At 53.2% G+C, this 20,377-nt stretch carries 16 protein-coding genes and 1 pseudogene; 4 read left to right on the forward strand and 13 right to left on the reverse strand.

The window, feature by feature from the left end:
- Nucleotides 1–1,025: 1,025 nt before the first annotated feature.
- Entirely contained in the window at nt 1,026–2,174 is a 1,149-nt protein-coding gene (locus HNQ38_RS03695) for a metallophosphoesterase (protein ID WP_183718070.1), read from the forward strand.
- A 1,146-nt stretch (nt 2,175–3,320) separates the two neighbouring features.
- Nucleotides 3,321–5,738: a methyl-accepting chemotaxis protein gene (locus tag HNQ38_RS03700; protein ID WP_183718071.1), complete on the forward strand. Its 2,418-nt coding sequence runs from the start codon at nt 3,321–3,323 to the stop codon at nt 5,736–5,738.
- A 431-nt stretch (nt 5,739–6,169) separates the two neighbouring features.
- On the opposite strand, the gene HNQ38_RS03705 is transcribed toward HNQ38_RS03700, so the two are convergent.
- The 13 genes and pseudogenes from HNQ38_RS03705 to HNQ38_RS03765 all read right to left on the reverse strand — a co-directional run bounded on the left by HNQ38_RS03705 (nt 6,170) and on the right by HNQ38_RS03765 (nt 17,957).
- Nucleotides 6,170–7,597 carry an NADH-quinone oxidoreductase subunit N gene (locus HNQ38_RS03705; RefSeq protein ID WP_183718072.1) on the reverse strand — a complete coding sequence of 476 codons (1,428 nt, stop codon included), beginning with the start codon at nt 7,595–7,597 and terminating at the stop codon, nt 6,170–6,172.
- 32 nt (nt 7,598–7,629) lie between these two features.
- Nucleotides 7,630–9,153, reverse strand: coding sequence for an NADH-quinone oxidoreductase subunit M (locus HNQ38_RS03710; protein ID WP_183718073.1), 1,524 nt, complete (start codon nt 9,151–9,153; stop codon nt 7,630–7,632).
- Nucleotides 9,154–9,175: 22 nt separating this feature from the next.
- The gene (locus tag HNQ38_RS03715) at nt 9,176–10,972 is read right to left on the reverse strand and encodes a Na(+)/H(+) antiporter subunit D (protein WP_221277797.1); all 1,797 of its coding nucleotides are present in this window, start codon (nt 10,970–10,972) and stop codon (nt 9,176–9,178) included.
- Nucleotides 10,962–11,213, reverse strand: coding sequence for a hypothetical protein (locus HNQ38_RS03720; protein WP_183718074.1), 252 nt, complete (start codon nt 11,211–11,213; stop codon nt 10,962–10,964). Before HNQ38_RS03720 ends, HNQ38_RS03715 begins: the two co-directional genes overlap by 11 nt.
- Nucleotides 11,210–12,706 (reverse strand): monovalent cation/H+ antiporter subunit D family protein, encoded by a 1,497-nt coding sequence (locus tag HNQ38_RS03725; RefSeq protein WP_183718075.1) that lies wholly within the window; start codon nt 12,704–12,706, stop codon nt 11,210–11,212. The genes HNQ38_RS03720 and HNQ38_RS03725 overlap by 4 nt, the downstream gene beginning before the upstream one ends.
- A gap of 63 nt (nt 12,707–12,769) precedes the next feature.
- Nucleotides 12,770–13,096, reverse strand: a complete 327-nt coding sequence (gene nuoK, locus HNQ38_RS03730; protein WP_183718076.1) for an NADH-quinone oxidoreductase subunit NuoK — start codon at nt 13,094–13,096, stop codon at nt 12,770–12,772.
- Nucleotides 13,093–13,620 carry an NADH-quinone oxidoreductase subunit J family protein gene (locus HNQ38_RS03735; RefSeq protein ID WP_183718077.1) on the reverse strand — a complete coding sequence of 176 codons (528 nt, stop codon included), beginning with the start codon at nt 13,618–13,620 and terminating at the stop codon, nt 13,093–13,095. The genes nuoK and HNQ38_RS03735 overlap by 4 nt, the downstream gene beginning before the upstream one ends.
- Complete coding sequence (locus HNQ38_RS03740) at nt 13,620–14,060, reverse strand: NuoI/complex I 23 kDa subunit family protein (protein ID WP_183718078.1); 441 nt, start codon at nt 14,058–14,060, stop codon at nt 13,620–13,622. The genes HNQ38_RS03735 and HNQ38_RS03740 overlap by 1 nt, the downstream gene beginning before the upstream one ends.
- Before the next feature lie 2 nt (nt 14,061–14,062).
- Nucleotides 14,063–15,055, reverse strand: a complete 993-nt coding sequence (gene nuoH, locus HNQ38_RS03745; protein WP_183718079.1) for an NADH-quinone oxidoreductase subunit NuoH — start codon at nt 15,053–15,055, stop codon at nt 14,063–14,065.
- A 7-nt stretch (nt 15,056–15,062) separates the two neighbouring features.
- Complete coding sequence (locus HNQ38_RS03750; protein ID WP_183718080.1) at nt 15,063–16,181, reverse strand: NADH-quinone oxidoreductase subunit D; 1,119 nt, start codon at nt 16,179–16,181, stop codon at nt 15,063–15,065.
- A complete protein-coding gene (locus HNQ38_RS03755; protein WP_183718081.1) occupies nt 16,178–16,933 on the reverse strand; it encodes an NADH-quinone oxidoreductase subunit C in 756 nt (251 codons plus the stop codon). Before HNQ38_RS03755 ends, HNQ38_RS03750 begins: the two co-directional genes overlap by 4 nt.
- 164 nt (nt 16,934–17,097) lie before the next feature.
- A pseudogene (locus HNQ38_RS03760) lies at nt 17,098–17,598 on the reverse strand (NADH-quinone oxidoreductase subunit B); the annotation flags it as partial.
- Nucleotides 17,547–17,957 (reverse strand): NADH-quinone oxidoreductase subunit A, encoded by a 411-nt coding sequence (locus HNQ38_RS03765; protein WP_221277798.1) that lies wholly within the window; start codon nt 17,955–17,957, stop codon nt 17,547–17,549. The gene HNQ38_RS03765 and the pseudogene HNQ38_RS03760, both read right to left, overlap by 52 nt.
- A gap of 434 nt (nt 17,958–18,391) precedes the next feature.
- Here HNQ38_RS03765 and HNQ38_RS03770 point away from each other — a divergent pair, with 434 nt between their 5' ends.
- Nucleotides 18,392–18,664 carry a hypothetical protein gene (locus HNQ38_RS03770; RefSeq protein WP_183718083.1) on the forward strand — a complete coding sequence of 91 codons (273 nt, stop codon included), beginning with the start codon at nt 18,392–18,394 and terminating at the stop codon, nt 18,662–18,664.
- A 396-nt stretch (nt 18,665–19,060) separates the two neighbouring features.
- Nucleotides 19,061–20,374: a dissimilatory-type sulfite reductase subunit alpha gene (gene dsrA, locus HNQ38_RS03775; protein ID WP_183718084.1), complete on the forward strand. Its 1,314-nt coding sequence runs from the start codon at nt 19,061–19,063 to the stop codon at nt 20,372–20,374.
- Nucleotides 20,375–20,377: the final 3 nt, after the last annotated feature.

Consider the following 20,377-nt stretch of genomic DNA (forward strand, 5'->3'; position numbering starts at 1 on the left):
CGGCTTGTAAGGCAGTATGCCCCCGTCAGGCCAGGTTGGGCTATATCTGCTGCGTTTACGCCAACTGAAGTGATCGTCGGTTGAACCATTGGTGCCGTACAAAAGGGCCAGATGGAGGTTGGAAAGGTACGGAACGGAAAGGCAACGGGTCGCCTGAATGTATACGCTTCACCGGGGTGCGGCTGAGGCCATGAAAGCTTGTCCCGAGCCGGGTTCGGAAGTCTTCCAGTAGTTACAGTGCGTTGCCCCAAAGGCTTGATGCTCCCATCTGGCGGGGAATTTCAAACATATGCCATTGTATCCCGGCCAGACAGGAATGCCAACTATACATGTGCCATATTGTTGCTACACCGCAGCAACAGACTGCTTCTCTGAAGCTACAGGCGACCCGTATCTTATGAGTCAGCTTTGCGCGGGGTTATCCGCATGCAGGCTTGAAAAGATAATTATATTGAGACGATCACGTGCCTGCGGCCGATAGAAAAGGCGTGCTCTCACTGCCGCAAGCGCCAAGGATATGCCTTGGTGGACATAATTGAAATCATGAATATTTTCTTGCAACGAAGAAGACCAGAACGCCGCCAGAGCATTTTCAGTTTGAAAAAGTACACTTGCTCTAATTGTGGATGAGAACGTCTGGCGAGGTAACATGATGTATATTCAGATGAAATTTTATTTCAGATAACTTGATAACGTTGCAGGGGCAACATTGGAATGCCAATTTTGCAATGTGCAGTAGGTAACGCTGATCTGTTCCTGAGTCCGCTCCGGCCTGAATTGCTGCCGTCAGGCTTGGAAAAAGGGTAGCAGTAGCGTCCCCATACGAGCATTCCGCAAATAATGACGGCTCCGGGCGATGATATCCTTATTCAATGAAAGTGATTCCATCGCTGACATGAAATCATGTAACATGCCTATGCGCAGCTAAAGAGTCTGTTCTGGCCGCGCATGAGAGCGATTGAGGGTTTTGCCTGAACTTTCAATTTTATCAATCATATATTGAATAATCATACAGGAAATCACGAATGTTCATACATTTGATGGCCGGGATCGTCTTTATCTACCTGGGCACCCGGCTTTTGCTGCCCCTGCGGGTAGGCAAGAAAACCAAACTGGGCTTGGCGTTGCTGTTGCTTATTATTTCGCAGCAGCATTTTATCAACCGCTTTGTTTTCGGGGGGCTGGCTTCCCCTGAAATTCCTGCTTCTTTGTTGCTGCTACAGGGCTGGTGCTTTTTATTTTTGGTGCTGCTGCTCATATTCACACTTTTGCGTGATCTGGTGCTCCTTATTGGATGGGTTGCGCGCAAAATTCGCGGCAGTTCAAAATCAGCCCCGGCATCACAAGCGTTTTCTTCAGGCAGGCGGCAGGCCATGATGGTTGTTCTGGCCTCTGGCACTGCGTTTTGGGGGATTCGTGAAGCCGTTGGCCTGCCGGACGTGCGGCATGTTGAAATGGTCATCCCCAGGCTTCCAAAGGCGCTGGACGGGCTCAGTATCGTGCAGATCAGCGATATGCACGCAAGCCCGCTTTTGCAAAGCTCCTGGGTGAGTGCTGTGGTGGACAGGGTCAATGCCTTGAAGCCGGATTTGATCCTGTTTACAGGCGATATGGTCGATGGCAACCCAACGGTCAGGGCGGCAGACGTAGCGCCCCTGCGTCGGTTGCGGGCGAACTACGGCATACTGGGGGCAGCGGGAAATCACGAATATTACAGCAATTTTACAGGCTGGATGAAGGCCTTTCCCGCGCTTGGCATAAACATGCTGCAAAACAGGCATGAGGTGCTGAACATTCAGGGGCAGCCACTGGTTATCGCTGGGGTGACGGATGTGGCGGCAGAACGTGTTGGTTTGCCCGGGCCGGACCTCGCTGCGGCGCTTCAAGGCGCACCGGAAGATGCTGTGCGTATTCTTATGGAGCACAGGCCTGCCAATGCACCGGAAAACGTCAGCCACGGCATTGACCTGCAGCTTTCCGGCCACACCCACGGCGGGCAGATCATCGGCATGAATGCCGTGGTGGCCCGGTTCAACGGCGGCTATCTGTACGGGCAGTACAAGGTTGATACGCTAAATATGTATGTGAGTTCCGGTGCAGGCTTGTGGAACGGCTTTCCTGTGCGCCTTGGCGTGCCTTCGGAGATTCCGAGGATAGTTCTTCGAAGCGCCTGATTGCGCCGGGGAAACTGATTGGCGTTGAAGTGCTTCACATTGCAAAGCTGACTTTTAATGTTGCCGTTGCAACGTTATCGTTCAGCCGAAAATGTATTTTTGTCAGAATCCACTATGTGTTGAGGCGTACGGCATTTTCGCTTCACGGTAGATCATGTAAGCCCTTCAAAGTAAAATATTCCAACTGCGCCTGACAGCCACGCAAGGTCGAGCCTCGGGGCAGAGGACGATCACCTGCCGAGATTGTTGCCCATTGGAATTCATATAATTCTACCATCACAATAATGGCCCAAAAACTTTTGAAGTGGGTGCATCCAAAAGGCAGAAGCAGTGACATGCTTCTGCCTTTTTTGCTGTAGACGTAAAAATAAGGATTCTATTATTGTTTTTGAGAAATGTTGATGGTAAATAATTAATGAAGTGGTTAAATTAGCGCATTTTTGATGTTTGTAAGTAATATATGACTGTGAAATATGTTGTTTTCATTCTTGTTAAGGGTGTTGTAAGGCGGTATTAAATAAAATAATCATTCATAAATATATAATATTATAGATTTTATCTTTAAATTTTTGTTTTTAGACCGATTTTTATCGATACATCAGACCATAGCAAAAAGCATTAAAATATCGGCACACGAAAAACTGGCCACAAAAATTGCAGTGTAGCTCTGCGATATTTTTATTATATTATTAACCAGTTAATATATGTGGTTATATTTTTTGCCTTGCGTTGATTGGCAAGGATGTCAGTTTTTATGAAGCGAAAACCTATTCTTTTTTTGGATGTTACCGACAAGCTGTTATAGATTATCATTTGCATTGGCAGGATTTTTTGATAACTAGAAAATCAAGAATAGAAACCTTGGTTTTGATAAACAAAAGTCTGCTAAATTTTCGTGCAATGAAAAATAAATTTATTTGGATTGAAAGAAATAAAAATATCTGTGTATATTCAATTTTATATTGATTGTTGATGTGTGTGAAAATAGCTATTAGGGTTTTTAAATATCTTTTTATATAATAAATAAATCATTTAATGTTCCAAATTGGTTCATGCATAAATAAAGATGTAGTGTTTTGATGAGTCAGATTTGATCGCTTCTTTCTATAGGCTGGTATGTATTTAACCACTCCACAGGACATCAGCATGACAACAAAATACAAGATAATTTTCGGGTTCACGCTTATGGTCTTGCTGCTGGTGGCAATGGCCTATTATGGACACAGAAATATTGGCGTATCTTCAGTAAATTTTGAGGAATACCGTCGCGTTGCTTATCTGAGCGTCGTATGCAGAGACACTGCCAGCACCACCAATGCAATAAAGTCCGACACCTTTCGTTTTCTGGCTGACCTGAAAAATAAAACCGTAATCAAGGCGGCCTACGAGGGCGTAAACACACTGACTACGCAGGTTCAGCGGGCCAATGATCTGGCCAATACTCCTTACCGCATTGAGCCCCTCAAAAAGGTGCTTGCATCCGCGCAAAAACTCACTGCCAGTATTGATGTTGCCACTAAAAATCTTGATGAAGCCACTGAACTGCACGACAACATTCTTCTGCCAGATATGCGTAAACTGACGAAAGATATGCAAACTCTGGGACAAATATTGTATGCTGCTGGCGATACAGAAGCGCTGGGCGACCTTTCTCAAGCTTGGGGACACATGGCATTCATGCAGTCCAGCATTGAGCGTTTTAACGAATCGCGTGATCTGGAAGAAGGCAAAGAAATACGCGCTAACCTCGAGATATTTGATAAAGAAATGGATAAAATTCGTCCGTATCTTGCTGTTTCTCAAGAAGGGCGCGACCTGTACGCTGACATTTCAAGAATAACGGGCGCTACGAGCACCAATGTCAGCAAAATGGAACAGCTTTTTGAGCTGGCCAACGGTGGTATCACAGATCTTCTTGCTGAAATAAACAACATTCATTTTTCGTTGGCCACGGTCAACGACAGTATTGCCGTAGAACTTGGTGCGCTGGGGCCACAGATCCTGAATGAAAATCAAAAAGCCCAGCGGTATATGCTCATAACAAGTATTGCTGGTGTTATTCTGGGTCTTGTTCTTGCGTCAGGCATTGTCATTGGTATCGTGCGTGTGCTCTCTGACCTTTCCAGGTACGCAAGCGCAGTGTCTCACGGCGATGTCTCCCGCCAGCCAAAAACACGTGAGAAAGGCGAGATCGGCAAAGTTGTTGAAGCTATGAAGCTGATTCCCGTGACGCTAAACAGGATTCTTGAAGAATACAGGCGGCTGGAAGGAAAAATTGAAGATGGCTACCTGAACTCTGAAGGAGATGCGAGCACTTTTGAGGGCGAATTTGCCGTGCTTGTTGGTGGGACAAATAACATTCTTGAACGGTTCAAGATAGTTCTGGAAAATATTCCTTCGCCAGTAGTTGTGCTGAACAGGGATCTCAAGGCCGCATATATCAATAGAATTGCCCGAGATCTGGTGGGAGACGGCTGGCAAGGTATGACCTGCCACGAAATGTTCCGCCGCGACGACTATGGCACCGAATGCTGTGGCCTCACCATAGCTGTGAACACCAAGGCCCCTGCCTCTGGAGAAACCGTGGCCTATCCGCAGGGGAAGGCTATGGATGTTGCTTATACTGCCATTCCAATGCTTGACGAGCACGGCGATATTTGCGCTGTATTGCAGCTTATTACCGATATTTCCGCCATCAAGGGCCAGCAGCGAACCATGTTGCAGGTTGCCGGGCTGGCCTCGAACATTTCTGACCGTGTAGCGGCAGCTTCTGAAGAGCTTTCAGCGCAGGTTGGTGAAATTTCCCGTGGAGCCGAAATCCAGCGTAACCGTGTGGAATCTACAGCCAGCGCCATAGTGGAGATGAACTCCACCGTTCTGGAAGTAGCGCGAAATGCCGCTCAGGCCGCCGACCAGAGCCAAAAGTCGCGCAGTAAGGCAGAAGACGGCTCCAACTTGGTGAACAGTGTTGTTCAATCCATCAACCACGTTAACAGCGTGGCCCTCAACCTGCAGGGCAATATGGACGAACTGGGTAATCAGGCAGAGAGTATTGGCAGTATTATGGGGGTTATTTCCGACATTGCCGATCAAACCAACCTTCTGGCTCTCAATGCGGCCATTGAAGCTGCCCGCGCTGGCGATGCCGGCAGAGGCTTTGCAGTTGTGGCGGATGAAGTGCGCAAGCTGGCCGAAAAAACCATGCACGCAACGCAGGAAGTGAGCCGGGCCATCACTGCCATTCAGGCTTCTGCCCGAACCAATGTTGACGAGGTGCGCAGCGCTGTGAATGGCGTGGTTGAGGCCACCGGGCTGGCCAATGATTCTGGCGCTGCCCTTGATGAAATCGTGGCCTTGGCATCGGCCAACTCCTCAGTGGTCAGCTCCATCGCCGCTGCTGCCGAAGAGCAAAGCGCCACGTCAGAAGAAATCAGCCAGACGTTTGACGAAATCAATCGCATCGTGGGTGAAACTTCTGAGGGCATCATACAATCCTCCGCCGCGCTGCGTGATCTTTCTCAAATGGCGCAGGAACTGCGAACCGTTATGGAAAAGCTGCGGTAACGGTCAACGCGAAGAAAGGTTTCGACTGAATATGCCCAGTGACATGCAGCGATGTTGCTGATTGATTCGAGATTTGTGCATGCCTTGATTAAAGCTGGTTCCACACCGCAATAGAAAAGAGCCGGGGAATCCCGGCTCTTTTCTATTGCTTTGGTATCAGCTTTTTAAGGATTGTAGCAAAGAGAGGTATGAATTCATTTCGTGTGTTGCCTATAAGTAAATAATGTTAACCGTCTGTTTGTTATATAAAAGCTGAATATTTGAGTGTTTCTCGCGCCAGCGCGCCAGCTTCAGTACGGGTGCAGGGCTTCCATCAAGAGAAACAGCTTCGGGCGGCCTGCACAGCTGACGCCGCACGTTGAGATCAGAGAGCAAGGGCCTGCCCGGCAAGAGCCGCTATTTTCTTTGTAAAACAGGGTGTCTGCCCGGTCTTACCAGGCAGCCTGCATGGCTTTGTATGCCATACTCACCACGGTTTCTGGCATGATGCCAAGAGCAAGCGTTATGCCCACAAGGCAAATGCCAGCGACGCGGGTTCCGGCTTCTGTCGTCAGGGGCGCACCCGCTGAACTGGTATCGTCTTCAGCGTACACAGCACGAACCACCTGCAAGTAATAATAGATGCCGATGGCTGTATTGATGGCCGCAATGATTACCAACAGTACATAGCCAGAGTTGTAGGCGCTTGTGAGCAGCATGAATTTGCCCATAAAACCCGCGAATGGTGGAATGCCCGCCAGGGCGAACATGCTTACGGTCATGATAAAGGCCAGCAACGGCGAGCGGCGGGAAAGACCATTGAGATTCTTAACACTTACGTTGCCGCCGTTGGGAGCCACAGTGTACAGCACCAGAAAGGCCGTCAGCATCATGAAGAGATAGCCGATGCCGTAGTACAGGGCCGTGGCGAATCCCCAGGCTTTAAGGGTGACCATGCCCAGCAGAATATAGCCCGCGTGCGCAATACCCGAAAAACCGAGCATGCGTTTGACGTCCTTTTGCACAAGGGCCGTCAGGTTGCCATAAAACATCGAACACACGGAAAGCACGGTAAGCAGTGTGGGCAGGGCTATGGAATCTGGAGCCGCCAGAGCGCAGAACCGCGCCATAACGGCAACTGCCGCCACTTTGGGCAGGGCGGATATGAACGCCGTGGTTTCGTTGGACGCGCCCTGATACACATCGGGCGTCCAGAAATGAAAAGGAAAGACCGCCAGTTTGAAAAACATGCCGCAGAGCAGCATGACAAGCGCCATAACGCCCACAGGCTGGGACGAAACCGTATGCAGCACAGGCAGAATTGTGGACAGGTAGGTGGTTCCCGTAAGACCGAATATCCAGCTTATGCCGAACAGCATGATACCCGAGCTGGCAACGCCGAAGAACAGATACTTGACGGCGGCTTCCACATGCCACGTCTGCCCGTCAGGTGCGGAGCGCATTGGCACGAGAAGATAAAGGGAATATGACGACAGTTCCAGCGCGATGAACAGGGTAATAAGCTCCACGCTGCTGACAAGCAACGTCAGGCCCAGCAGGGCTGTCAGCAAAAAGAAGTAGTATTCGGCTTTTACGTCGCCCTCAATTCCCTTGATTTCCCCGCCAAAGAGCAACATGAGGCAGAATCCGGCGCCCATGACGCATTTGACCATCTGCGAAAAGAGATCCACACGGTACGCGTCGTAAAAAAGGCTGCCCTTGAACGGCAATGCCAATACAGCGGCCAGAGTATAGGCCAGGGCGGCGCAGAATACCGCACCGCGCATGGCTTTTTTTCCAGCCTTGCCGATGGTCATGCAGAAAGCCAGAAGGCAGCCTGCCAGAAGGGCCAACTCAGGAAGAAAAAAGTGTATGTTCATGCGTGCGCCTTGTCTCGAATCGTGGTTTCGTGTCAGCGGGCGAAAAATTCCGCCAGAGCCTGTGTTTGCGGGGCGTGGTAGCCCGTTTGTACCAGAAGATGCGTGAGGCTCGGGCGCATGACGCGCAGAAAAGGCTCGGGAGCCAGGCCAATCCAGAAAACAAAGATCAGCAGGGGAGCCAGGGTTACGGTTTCACGCCAGCCCAGATCCCAGAGCTTCGATTGATCGGGGTTATTGGTGCCGCCCCATACGACCCTTTGCAGCATGCGCAGCATGTAGGCCGCGGCAAGCACCGCACCGGGTATGGCGCAGGCGGCCACAATCTTGTTGTTGAAAAATGCCCCGGCCAGAATCATGAATTCGCCCACAAAACTGTTGGTGCCCGGAAAGGCCAGTGACGACAGCGAAAAGACTGTCAGGTAGGTCACATAGATGGGCATGAAGCGTCCAAGCCCGGCTGCCGCCGACAGTTCGCGGCTGTGGTTGCGCTCATAGAGCATGCCCACGCACAAAAACAACGCTCCTGTGGTGATGCCGTGGTTGACCATTTGCAGCACCGCGCCTTCAAGCCCGCGCTGGTCAAGGGCGAATATCCCCAGCGTCACAAATCCCATATGCCCCACGCTGGAATAGGCGATGAGCTTCTTCATGTCCTGTTGGGCAAGGGCTGTAAATCCGCCGTAAAGAATGCCCGCGATGGAAAGCCATTGCAGGGCGGGCATCAGGGTTACGGTGGCGTCGGGCGTAATGGGCAGGCAAAAGCGCATAAAGCCGTAGGTGCCCATTTTGAGCAGCACCGAGGCCAGAATAACCGAGCCTGCCGTGGGCGCTTCCACATGGGCTGCGGGCAGCCATGTGTGAAAGGGGAACATTGGCACCTTGATGGCAAAAGCCAGAAAGAACGCCAGAAAAATCAGCAACTGGAAGTTGGCGGCATACTGCTGCCCCATAAGGGCGGGGATGCTGAAGGTTCCTTCGTGTACGTACAGGGCCACAATAGCCACAAGCAGAAAAACCGAACCCGCAAGGGTGTAGAGAAAGAACTTGATGGAGGCATATGTCTTGCGCGGCCCGCCCCATACGGCGATGAGCAGAAACATCGGTATGAGCATGGCTTCCCAGAAAATATAGAAGAGCACAAGGTCAAGGGCCATGAACACGCCCAGCATGGATGTTTCCATAACCAGCAGGCAGATCATGAACTCCTTGACCCTGCTCTGGATGTACTTCCACGAACCCAGAACGCACAAGGGCATGATAAGTGTGGTCATGAGCACCAGCAGCAGGGATATGCCGTCCACGCCCAGGGTGTAGTTGATGTTGAAAGACGCTATCCACGAATGGTGCTCGGCAAACTGGTACTGCGCCGAATGCAGGGAAAAATCGTAAAACAGCGGCAGGGACAGCGCGCCGTTGACCAGGGTTATCAGCAATGTCCATATCCGCGCCTGTTTTTTACTGCCCAGCAGGGGCAGAATGGCGGCCCCTGCCAGCGGCAGGAAAATCAGCACAGAAAGGATGGGAAAACCCGAAGTGTTCATGCTCAGAAATTGCATGCTGCCATCTCCTCTGGTGGGCTCAGGGCAAGGCCAGGAACGCGAGTGCGAGGGCCATCAGGACGGCCATGTAGGTGATGCTGGTCTGCAATTTGCCGCGCTGCATGAGCCGCAGTTTGCCGCCCAGAGCCCGAACATTGCGGGCCGTACCGTCAACCACAGTATCAATGACGTGCCAGTCAAACCACGACCAGAAACGCGCCGTACGCATAAGCGGCACAATGCCTTCACGGTTCCAGGCTTCGCCCACGGCTGTGTCGGCTGTTTGTACGGGCTTGCGCGCAAACCAGTAGAAAAGGCGTCCGCCCTTGCGGTAAAACCAGTCCAGATCCAGGCTGATGGTGGGTTCTGGCGCAAGCTTTTTGAGCAGCAGAAAGAATCCCAAAGCCGTAAACAGCAATATCTGAAGGGTTTCAGCGATGTGACTGGCAGAATAGGGATGGTACGCAGCCGCAACCTGCGGGTAGGGCAGCATGTCGTAAAGATAGGGCGTGTAGCAGCCCACAAATATGCACAGGGCAGCGGCTATGAACATGGCCCATTGCATGTTCTTGGGCGGGTCTTGCGCGCGCTGCCACGTCTGCTTTGAACAGCGGTTTTTGCCGAACCAGATAAAGTAGGGAACCTTGAGTCCGGTGTGCAAAAAAGTGCCTGCTGAAGCCAGGGTAAGCAGAAAGGCTGCCCAGTAGTTTTCGACCTCAAACCCGGCAGCCACTATCATTGCCTTGGTCACGAACCCGCTGAACAGAGGGAAGGCAGAGATGGAAAGGCCGCCAATAAGGGTAAAGAGCAGGGTTTTGGGCATTTTTTTATACAGCCCGCCCAGTTCTGTGAACTTGCTGGTTCCGGTCATTTGCAGCACTGCGCCGCAACCCATAAAGAGCAGCCCCTTATAAAGAATATGGGCAAAGGCGTGGGCGCACGCGCCGTTGATGGCAAGTTGCGTGCCTATGCCCACCCCGGCCACCATATATCCGACCTGACTGATGATGTGGTAGGCCAGCAGGCGCCGGGCGTCGTTTTCAAGAACAGCGTAGACCACGCCGTACAGCGCCATGATAACCCCGAGCGGCACCAGAATTTCCATGCCTGCAAAGCTTCTTGCCAGGGCGTATACGGCGGTTTTGGTGGTAAAGGCGCACATGAACACCGCCCCGGCCACCGTGGCCTCGGCATAGGCGTCGGGCAGCCATGCGTGCAGCGGCGGCACTGCGGCATTGAGCAGAAATCCGGCAAGGATGAGCCACGTGTAGAGCTGCGGTGAACCAACACCAATGGGGCCAAAGGACATATCGCCGCCAGTGGCCTTGAAGCGCAGCACAATGCCCGCCAGCAGCATGAGGCCGCCAGCCGTGTGTACCAGCAGATACCTGTAGCCCGTTGCCAGGGATTCTTTGCGGCGGCGAAACCAGACCAGAAATACTGACGAAAAGGCCATCAGCTCCCAGAAGAGAAAGAGCGTCAGATAGTCGCCGCAGAAGATAACCCCCAGCGAACCTGCCACATAAACCCATGCGGCGGACTGCTCCACCGGGTTTTCCACATGCAGCCCGTAGACAGTGCCGATAATGCACATGAGCGACATGATGTAGGCAAAGACCATGCTCAGGGCGTCCACCCTGCCGAAAATCATTGTGGTGTCCATAACGTTCATGACACCGAACACGCCGTTATGGCCCTGCATGCTCAATACATCGGCAAAGGCCAGCAGGGGCACCATAATCATGAATACCTTGCGCCACGCTTTGGGCAGGCAGGGCAGAATGACGGCTCCGGCCAGCAGGATTGCCGAGGGGTGAATCCAGGTATCAGTCATCATAATAGTCCTCGCGGGTCATGATGCCCAGATGGCCGAACCATTTGGAAACGATGATGATAATCACGCAGGCCAGAAAGCCGAACACAGCCCAGAATCCGGGTATGCGCTCCACAAGCGTGTGCGCGTGTTCCTTGTCCACCAGCAGGGCGTCCCACAGTACCAGCAGCACCAGCAGGGCAAGGCATATCTTGATAGTTGTAGCGAGCCTTGCGCGAATGAAATCAATGAATTTTACGATCATCCTGTCACCGCCTTCACGAAAACCATGATGATGTCGGGGTAGATGCCCAGAAAAACGGAAACAGCCGCTGCGATAAGGATAGGAACCACCATTGCCAGCGGAGCTTCGCGCATTCCGGTTTCAGCTTCGCCCTCGGGGCGCTTGCCGAAAAAGGCTTTGAAGGTCACGGGTGCGAAGTAGGCCACGTTCAGCAGGGTGCTGGCCAGAAGCACTATCAGGATGCCTGTGGCGTGTGTGGGCATTTCCATAGCCCCGGTCAGCAGCTTCCATTTGGTGACAAAACCCGCCACCGGGGGAGCGCCGATCATTGAAAGCGAAGCCACGCCAAAAGCTGCGAAGGTTATGGGCATGGTGCGGCCAAGTCCGCTCATTTCGGAAATGCACTTTTTGTGCGTGGCCACATAAACTGCTCCGGCACAGAAGAACAGCGTAATCTTGGCAAAGGCGTGGTTGGCCATGTGCACCACGCCGCCCTGTATGCCGTCCACTGTCAGCAGGGCCACACCCAGAATGATGTAGGAAAGCTGGCTCACGGTAGAATAGGCCAGCCGTGCCTTGAGGTTGTCTTTGCTCAGGGCAATGATGGAGGCCGTAAGGATGGTAAAGGAAACAAAGTAGGCCGTGGGTACGCCCAGGTTGAGTCTGGTCATAAGGTCGGTGCCAAAGACGTAGAGCATGACCCGCGTGGTGCAGAACACGCCCACCGTCACCACTGCCACGGCGTGCAACAGGGCGGAAACCGGGGTGGGGGCAACCATCGCTCCCGGCAGCCAGTTGTGGAAAGGCATGATGCCGTTTTTGGCAAAACCCAGCAGGCAGCAGACGTAAAGAATGGTGACGAGTGTCGCGTTTATTTCTGGCGAAAGAATGCTCAGATGGCTGTTATGGGTGAAGTCCAGCGTACCCGTAAGCACATAGATGAGTATCATCGCCGGCAGCACAAGGCCCTTGGCCGTGGTGGTCAGGTAGACGATGTACTTGCGCGCCCCGGTGTAGCTTTCTTCATCCTGATGGTGCGCCACCAGCGGGTAGGTGCAGATGCTCACCACCTCATAGAACAGGTAGAGGGTAAAGAGGTTGTCTGCAAAGGCCACGCCCATTGCCCCAAAAAGCGTCAGGGCAAAGCAGGCGTTAAAGCGCGTCTGGGCGTGTTCCTCCAGGCTGCGCATATAACCCGCCGAATAGAATATGGTGATGACCCACAAAAATGATCCCACCAGGGCGAAAACCATTGAAAAGGCGTCGGCGCGAAAACTCAGCGACAGGCCGGGCAGGATGGGAAAAAGCGTCTGATGCAGGGTCAGGCCGCGCCCCACTGGCTGCGGGGCCACATCCGGCACCATAGAAAGGATAATGCCAAACATGACCAACGCCGCCGCCAGCGACCAGGATTCGCGTACGTTGGGGTACCGTCTGGAAAGCATGACCAGGCACGCCCCGATCAGAGCGGAAAGCACGGCTGCCAGCGGTTTTATGGATGCAACAATCTCCATTTGTACCTCTCCTGTTCGTCGGAGCACGGGATTGTGGTGCGGGACGGAAAATCCCGTTCAGCGTTAACCCTTGAGTTCTTTGGGGGCGTCAGTTTCCACAGTGCGGTAGTTGCGGTAGACGACCATAATGATGGAAAGCGCCACCACTGCCTCCGCCGCGGCGATAGCCATGACAAAGAGGGCGGCTATCTGCCCGGTGGTCTGGTCGGGGGCGACAAATCGGCCAAAGGCCATAAAATTTACAGAAACACCGCAAAGAATAAGTTCAGAGGCAATGAGCATTCCGATGAAGGTGCGCCGGAAGGCCATGCCCATAAGCCCCATGCAGAACAGCAGGGTGCCGATGAACAGATATGTTTCAAGGTGCTGGCTCAGATTGAAGATACTCACTGCCTGTCCCTCCCTTCGCGCGCCAGTACAAGAGCGCCAACCATCGCCACCAGCAGCACCACGGAAATGAGTTCAAAACTCATAGAGTAGGTGGAAAGCAGAGATTGCCCGAGCCGTTCAAGCGATCCGTCTGCCTGTGCCGGCGGCGTATCGCTCCATTGGGCGGTCAGCGTCGTGGCCAGCAGGGTTGCCGTAAAGACACTGCCGCCCAGTGTGCCCAGAGCCAGAACCAGCGGCCCTTTTTGCTCCATTTGCACCCGGTGCGACCGTTCGGCCAGCATGATGGCGAAAACAAGAGTCACGCAGACGGCCCCGATGTAGATGAGTATCTGCATGAAGGCCAAAAAGGGGCTGGACAGGTAGTAATAAATGCCAGCCACGCCCAGAAGGCACAGGGCCAGCCCTGCCACGCTGCGTATGAGGCGGCGTGTGGTCACAGCCACGGCAGCCCCAAAAAACGTCGCAGCCACAAAGACCAGAAAGATGACTCCGGCAATGATCTGCAAAGCATCAGATGTGGGCATTACGGACGCTCCTTGAGTCTTTTGACAAGATCGAAGCGGTATTCTTCAGCGTTAAAGCCAGCCAGATTGTAATCCTTGGAAAAAGCCAGGGCGTCAGTGGGGCAGGCTTCCACGCACAGCCCGCAAAGGCTGCACTTGGTGAAATCCAGTTCATAGGTGGTAAGCTTTTTCTGTTTGGCGCCCTCTGGCTTTTCACCCGCCAGGGCAATGCAGCCCGAAGGGCAGGCCTTTTGGCAGGCTCCGCAAACAATGCATCTGTCTGAGCCGGTTTTTTCGTCATACACAAGGTCAATATGCCCGCGATAGCGTGGTGGAATGGGCAGAACCTCATAGGGATACTGCTTGGTCACCACGGGCTTGAAGAAATAGCGCAGGGTGATGGACAATCCCACCGCCAGGCTCCATGCGCCGCCCAGAATGTCTTTGAAGTAGGCAGTCATGATTACAATACCTTGAGCAGCGCGCTCGTAAGAATGAGGTTTGCAAGGGCTATGGGAATGAGCACCTTCCACGAAAGATTGAGCAGGCCGTAAAATGTGGTGCGCGGAAAGGTCCAGCGTATCCAGATGACCGTGAAAATGACGGCGTAAAGCTTGATAAGAAACCAGTGTACCCCGGGCCACAGCCCCAGAGGGCAGCCCCAGCCGCCCAGAAAAAGAATGGTCAGAATACTGCTGCCCACCACCATGTTGGCGTATTCACCCATAAAGAACACGCCAAAGCCCATGCCGCCGTATTCAGTAAAAGCGCCAGCTATAAGTTCACTTTCGGCTTCAGCCATGTCGAATGGCGCGCGGTTGGTTTCAGCCAGCATGCAGATGAAGAAGATGATGAAGGCCACGGGCATGAGCGGACTTGCCGAAAGCCGCAGCACATTCCATTTCCAGAATCCGCCAGCCTGGGTCATGACGATCTCATGCAGATTCAGGGAGCCTGTTACCATCACAAGGCTCACCACTACCAGCAGCATGGGGATTTCATAGGCCACGTTTTGCGAAACCACGCGGGCTGCTGAAATGATGGCGTACTTGTTGCGCGAACCCCACGCGCCAAGCAGCAGGCCCAGCACGTTTATGGAGGCAAAGGCGAATATGGCCAGAAGGCCGAGGTTCAGATTGCGCGCGCTCAGATTTTCTGAGTAGGGAATGGTGACAAAGCTCATGAAGGCCGGGGTCATGACCAGCACTGGCCCCACAAGGTACAGAACCCGGTCAGCACCTTGTGGAATGAAAACCTGTTTGCTCATGAGCTTGAGCGCGTCGGCCAGGGGCTGCAACAGGCCAAACGGGCCCACTTCCTTGGGGCCTATACGCCGCTGGATATGCCCGGCCTCTTTGCGTTCAAGCCAGACCAGATAGGCGGCGTTAAGACCCACAAAGGCGAAAAATCCTACAAGATAGGCAATAAGGCGCAGTACTTCGGGATCAGGCAGCATGATGTCCTCACCTGTCGATGTCGGGAATAACCAGATCCAAACTGCCAAGCATGGCAAGGGCATCAGGCAGCAGCATACCCCGGCTGGCCTCGCTAAAAACCAGCAGGTTGGCAAAGCAGGGGGTGCGCAGCTTGAGCCGCCAGGGGGTGTTGGTGCCATCGCTGACGGCACGCATGCCAAGCAGGCCACGCGCCGTTTCTACCGCATGATAGTAGTCGCCCTTGGGGGGCTTGAGGGTTTTGGGAACCTTGGCCGCCATGACGGGGCCTTCGGGCAACTGATCCAGAGCCTGCTCGATGATGCGCAAACTCTGCTCGATTTCATCCATCCGCACCATGTAGCGGGCCATGGAATCCGCCTCGTGGTAGACGGGCACGTCAAAGTTGAAGCGGCCGTAGACGGAATAGGGCTCGTGGCGGCGCACGTCGTAATCAATACCCGCGCCTCTGGCTACCGGGCCGGAGGCCCCGTATTTGCGGCACATTTCTGCCGGAATAAAGCCGATATCCTTCAAGCGCTTAACAATGATGATATTTTTGGTGACAAGGGCGTGGTATTTGGGCAGCCGCCTGCGCATGCGCTTGATGAAGGCGCGCGTGCCTGTGATAAAGTCATCGTCAATATCGTTGGCGACGCCCCCGAAGCGGAAGTAGCAATAAGTCAGGCGCGAGCCTGTGACGGATTCCAGAAGGTCAAGGATGTGTTCGCGGTCGTCAAAGGCGTAGAGCAGGGGAGAAAATCCCCCGAGGTCCAGCACAAAAGCGCCGAACCAGAGCAAATGGCTGGAAATGCGGTTGAGTTCCGCAGTGATGACGCGGATATATTCGGCGCGTTCCGGCACCTCGATGGCGGCGGCGCGTTCCACAAGACAGGCGTAGCCGTGGTTGTAGGCTAGGGCATGCAAATAATCCATACGGCCTGTATTGGGAAAAAACTGTGTCCAGGTACGGTTTTCGGCCATTTTTTCGTGCATGCGGTGGATGTAGCCCAGCACCGGCTCTGCCTCGAAAACATACTCGCCGTCCATGACCAGTTTGATACGCAGCACCCCGTGGGTCGCAGGGTGCTGCGGCCCAAGGTTCAGCACGAAATATTCGTCAATGGGGCATTGTGGCAGAACGTTCATGCGCCGTAATCCTTGAGCAGAGGGTGAAAATCCGCATCTTCGGGCAGCAGCAGGGGAACAAGGTAGGAGTGCCCGGTGAAGACGATGCCAAAGAAATCATGGGCCTCGCGTTCGTGCCAATGGGCTATGGGGTAGATGTTCAGGATTGTGGGAACCTGCGGCTGGGAGCGCGGCGTGCGTACACGCAAGACGACTCTGTGGCGCGATTCAAAGCGGTTGAAGTCGTACACCACTTCAATTTCGTCTTCGGGCAGTGGGGCAGCTTCCGGTGGCGGCACTTGCGCGGCAGTGTCTTGAGCAGGAGTTGCGCCAGTTTTGGTGGCAGTGCCTGAGCCAGAATTAGTAGCAGCACCTGCGCCTGCGACAGTGCCTACGTCTGCACCTGTGCCTGGGGCGGTGTTTGGAGCAGCGCTCGAAGTCGCAGCGGCACTTTCACTGCCCGTAGTCTCGGGCTTCGTTTCTTCTGCCAGTTTTGCCTGTGCATCGGCACGCGCTTTGGCTTCGGCTGCTTCAGCCGCCTCGGCAGCCTTTCGCAGGGCGGCTTGTTCGCCAAGCCAGTCAACGCCTGTGATGGTCTCAAGAAAATATCCGGCCTCATCCATAATGGTCACGGCTGGCACAAGAGTTTCTGGGGTCAGGCTTACATCCAGATCATAGCCCTTTGCCGCGTAGTCCGTCTGGCGCACTTCGGCTCCCGACAAGGCGGCAAGCTTCGCCGCAAGGGCTTCATTGGGCGCGTTTTGCTGGGTCATGACTTGACCTCCAAAGGCGAAGTTGCCTGCGTGGGAGACTCTGCGGGAGTGTCATTGGCTGAAGACGCATCCGGTGTGGGCTGCATCTGCGGTTCGCTGGCTTCCCGAGCTTCCGCCTTCGCTCTGGCCGCTGCCGGGCCAGGCAGGGGAATAGGGGCAACGCGCGGCCAACGGCGCGTACCCGTAAGCTTTTCTTCAAGCTTGAGGATGCCTTCAATGAGGGCTTCGGGGCGTGGAGGACAGCCGGGAACAAAAACATCCACGGGAAAAAGTTTGTCCACACCTTCAACAACGCCGTACTGCCCTTTGTACACAAAAGGCCCGCCGGAAATGGCGCAGTTGCCCATGGCGATAACCCATTTTGGTTCGGGCATCTGGTCGTATAGCGTCTGCACCGCAGGGGCTATTTTTTTATTGATGGTGCCGGAAACAATCATCACGTCGCTTTGGCGCGGGGACGGGCGAAAAACCTCGGCCCCAAAACGCGCCAGGTCAAACCGCGAAGCTCCGGTAGCCATCATTTCTATGGCGCAGCAGGCCAGACCAAAGGTCATTGGCCAGAGCGAATTGGCCCGGCACAGGTTCAGAAGCTGATCCAGCTTCGAAAACTGAACTATTGATCCGAGTACGTCTTGCGTTGCCACTGAAACACTCCCTTTTTCCATGCGTAGACAATAACCAGAGACAGGATGCCCACAAAAATGAGTATTTCCAGAAATGCCTGCAGGTCGCCCACAGGTCCGGGTTTGTTGTAAACAAGGGCGACAGGCATCAGAAACAGAATATCGACAGCAAAAGCCACGAACATCAGCGCGTAGAGGTAATAGACCGCGCTGAATTTGATCCAGGCGTCGCCAATGGGGGGCATGCCGCATTCCACAACCTGAAGCGTTTTGCCAACGGTATTTCGGGTGGATCTTGGCTGAAGGAAATACACAAGAATAAAGGGGCCAACAGCAAAGCCGATGCCGCCCATGCAAAATACGACAATATAAATGAGGTCAATCAACTCTTGAGATGTCACGCTGGGACGCCTCCTGGGATAAAAAGACCGTTGCTCAACAGAAGACCGATGCAAATGTTTCCGTAAAATGGACTGTTAAACCAAGGATAAAATCTACGTTGTCATCAAAAAATGCTATTTTCTTTTATGGCTATACCCCAGATTCTATTGTGTCAATGGCATGTCATGAAAAGTATTGGGTTGATGTGCGTATACTCACAAAATAATATTAAATGTGATTTTTTTTTCTAGTAAAAATTACATGTCTATACTCGCAAAAAAGGAAAATATAAGGGAAAATTTCTCTCCAGTATTCCCTAAATAATTTGTTAATAAAGATTTTTTTCACTTTTCAAGTAATGCAGAGTGGCAATGTACAATTAATTTTTAGAAATAACGCACGATGTTTAGGCAACGTAACGCGCACGAAAGGAGCCGAGGGATGCGAAAAAAGCATGCCCTTGGCTCCTGTTTGTCTTGAAGAACCTTGGCAGGTGCGTAAGCAGACGCCCAAGCATAAGAGGCAACGGTATTTGGGGGCTCTGCAAAGCGCGGCAAAGGCGTTTTTAAGCGTTGAGTATGTCGCTGCCCAACGGTTCATTGGGGTGGGAACGCCGTTTTCGGCTGAATCTATGCCGCATTGTGACGCGCTGGAGTTTCGTGCAGCGTTAGAGCTTTCAAATTTTTTCAAGATTGAAATGCTCCAACTACAAATGGCAAAAATTTAGATTTGCCAGGATTGCCGCCATTTGGCCTGCTGTCGTTCTGTGCATCCCTAGGGAGTGGTGGCGTATATTGTGCATTTTAGCACAACTAGATGATATTGTGCAGTTTACAACGAAGTTTCGTTCTAATCAGCGATATTTCATTCAATATTCGGGAGCTATTACTGGAAAATATCATTAACTTACTGATTTAAATTAATAAACAATAAACGGCTTGATTCTTGAATACATAGTGACGTTACTGCTGCTCCTGTGGTTTTCAGGGGGGGCCTATTTGGGGGATGAAGCAAGCTGATATCCGTCACCCGGCATGGAGGTATTTTGCCGTACCTGCTTTTCATGCGCCGCTTGTCTGCTTTGCTTGCTCGTACAATAACATTGAACTTTTGAGGTGTGATAATGGCAAAATTTGCAACGCCGCAGTTGGACCAGCTGGAAAGCGGCCCCTGGCCGAGCTTTGTGTCCGACATAAAGCAGGAAGCCGCGCAGCGCGCGGCCAACGCCAAAAATATTGAATATCAGATTCCAGTGGATGCTCCTGAAGATTTGCTTGGCGTGCTTGAACTTTCCTACAATGACAAGGAAACCCACTGGAAGCACGGCGGCATCGTGGGTGTGTTCGGTTACGGCGGCGGCGTTATCGGCCGTTACTGCGACCAGCCCGAAATGTTCCCCGGCGTGGCTCATTTTCACACGCTGCGTGTTGCCCAGCCTTCGGGCAAGTACTACAACAGTACCTTCCTGCGCGGCCTGTGCGACATTTGGGATATGCGCGGTTCCGGCCTGACCAACATGCACGGCTCCACCGGCGACATCGTGCTTCTTGGCACCCAGACCGTTCAGCTTGAAGAAATCTTCCACGAGCTGACCCACAACCTGAAAGTGGACCTTGGCGGCTCCGGCTCCAACCTGCGTACGCCTGAAGCCTGTCTTGGCCAGTCCCGCTGCGAATATGCCTGCTACAACACGCAGGACATGTGCTATCAGCTCACTATGGACTACCAGGACGAACTGCACCGTCCCGCCTTCCCCTACAAGTTCAAGTTCAAGTTCGACGGCTGCCCCAACGGTTGCGTGTGCGCCATGGCGCGTTCCGACTTCGCCGTTGTCGGCACCTGGAAGGACGACATCAAAATCGACCAGGAAGCCGTTAAGGCTTACGTGGCCGGTGAATTTTCTCCCAACGCCGGTGCGCACTCCGGTCGTGACTGGGGCAAGTTTGACCTGCAGAAAGAAGTGGTGGACCTCTGCCCCTCCCAGTGCATGAAGTGGGACGGCTCCAAGCTCTCCATCAGGACCGCTGACTGTGTGCGCTGCATGCACTGCATCAACACCATGCCTCGCGCTCTGCACATTGGTGACGAACGCGGCGCCAGCATCCTCGTGGGCGCCAAGGCTCCCGTGGTTGACGGCGCGCAGATGGGTTCGCTGCTCGTGCCCTTCGTCTCCTGTGAAGCTCCCTACGACGACGTCAAAGAAGTCATCGAAAAGATTTGGGACTGGTGGATGGAAGAAGGCAAGAACCGCGAACGCGTGGGCGAAACCATGAAGCGTCTGTCCTTCCAGAAACTGCTGGAAGTCACCGACACTCCTGCTGCCGCTTACCACGTCAAGGAACCCCGCTCCAATCCGTATATCTTCTTCAAGGAAGAAGAAGTGCCCGGTGGCTGGGATCGTGACCTCGCTGCTTACCGCAAACGCCATCAACGCTAGTCA

The organism is Desulfovibrio intestinalis, from assembly GCF_014202345.1.
Taxonomy (GTDB): Bacteria; Desulfobacterota; Desulfovibrionia; order Desulfovibrionales; family Desulfovibrionaceae; genus Desulfovibrio; species Desulfovibrio intestinalis.

What these genes read in the sequence shown, in the direction of transcription:
- HNQ38_RS03750 (WP_183718080.1), bottom strand. Translation starts at nt 16,181, where the DNA reads ATGAACGTTCTGCCACAATGCCCCATTGACGAATATTTCGTGCTGAAC.
- HNQ38_RS03695 (WP_183718070.1), top strand. Translation starts at nt 1,026, where the DNA reads ATGTTCATACATTTGATGGCCGGGATCGTCTTTATCTACCTGGGCACC.
- HNQ38_RS03725 (WP_183718075.1), bottom strand. Translation starts at nt 12,706, where the DNA reads ATGGAGATTGTTGCATCCATAAAACCGCTGGCAGCCGTGCTTTCCGCT.
- HNQ38_RS03740 (WP_183718078.1), bottom strand. Translation starts at nt 14,060, where the DNA reads ATGACTGCCTACTTCAAAGACATTCTGGGCGGCGCATGGAGCCTGGCG.
- HNQ38_RS03755 (WP_183718081.1), bottom strand. Translation starts at nt 16,933, where the DNA reads ATGACCCAGCAAAACGCGCCCAATGAAGCCCTTGCGGCGAAGCTTGCC.
- HNQ38_RS03715 (WP_221277797.1), bottom strand. Translation starts at nt 10,972, where the DNA reads ATGATGACTGATACCTGGATTCACCCCTCGGCAATCCTGCTGGCCGGA.
- nuoH (WP_183718079.1), bottom strand. Translation starts at nt 15,055, where the DNA reads ATGCTGCCTGATCCCGAAGTACTGCGCCTTATTGCCTATCTTGTAGGA.
- dsrA (WP_183718084.1), top strand. Translation starts at nt 19,061, where the DNA reads ATGGCAAAATTTGCAACGCCGCAGTTGGACCAGCTGGAAAGCGGCCCC.
- HNQ38_RS03710 (WP_183718073.1), bottom strand. Translation starts at nt 9,153, where the DNA reads ATGCAATTTCTGAGCATGAACACTTCGGGTTTTCCCATCCTTTCTGTG.
- HNQ38_RS03700 (WP_183718071.1), top strand. Translation starts at nt 3,321, where the DNA reads ATGACAACAAAATACAAGATAATTTTCGGGTTCACGCTTATGGTCTTG.
- HNQ38_RS03735 (WP_183718077.1), bottom strand. Translation starts at nt 13,620, where the DNA reads ATGCCCACATCTGATGCTTTGCAGATCATTGCCGGAGTCATCTTTCTG.
- HNQ38_RS03770 (WP_183718083.1), top strand. Translation starts at nt 18,392, where the DNA reads ATGCCCTTGGCTCCTGTTTGTCTTGAAGAACCTTGGCAGGTGCGTAAG.
- HNQ38_RS03720 (WP_183718074.1), bottom strand. Translation starts at nt 11,213, where the DNA reads ATGATCGTAAAATTCATTGATTTCATTCGCGCAAGGCTCGCTACAACT.
- HNQ38_RS03705 (WP_183718072.1), bottom strand. Translation starts at nt 7,597, where the DNA reads ATGAACATACACTTTTTTCTTCCTGAGTTGGCCCTTCTGGCAGGCTGC.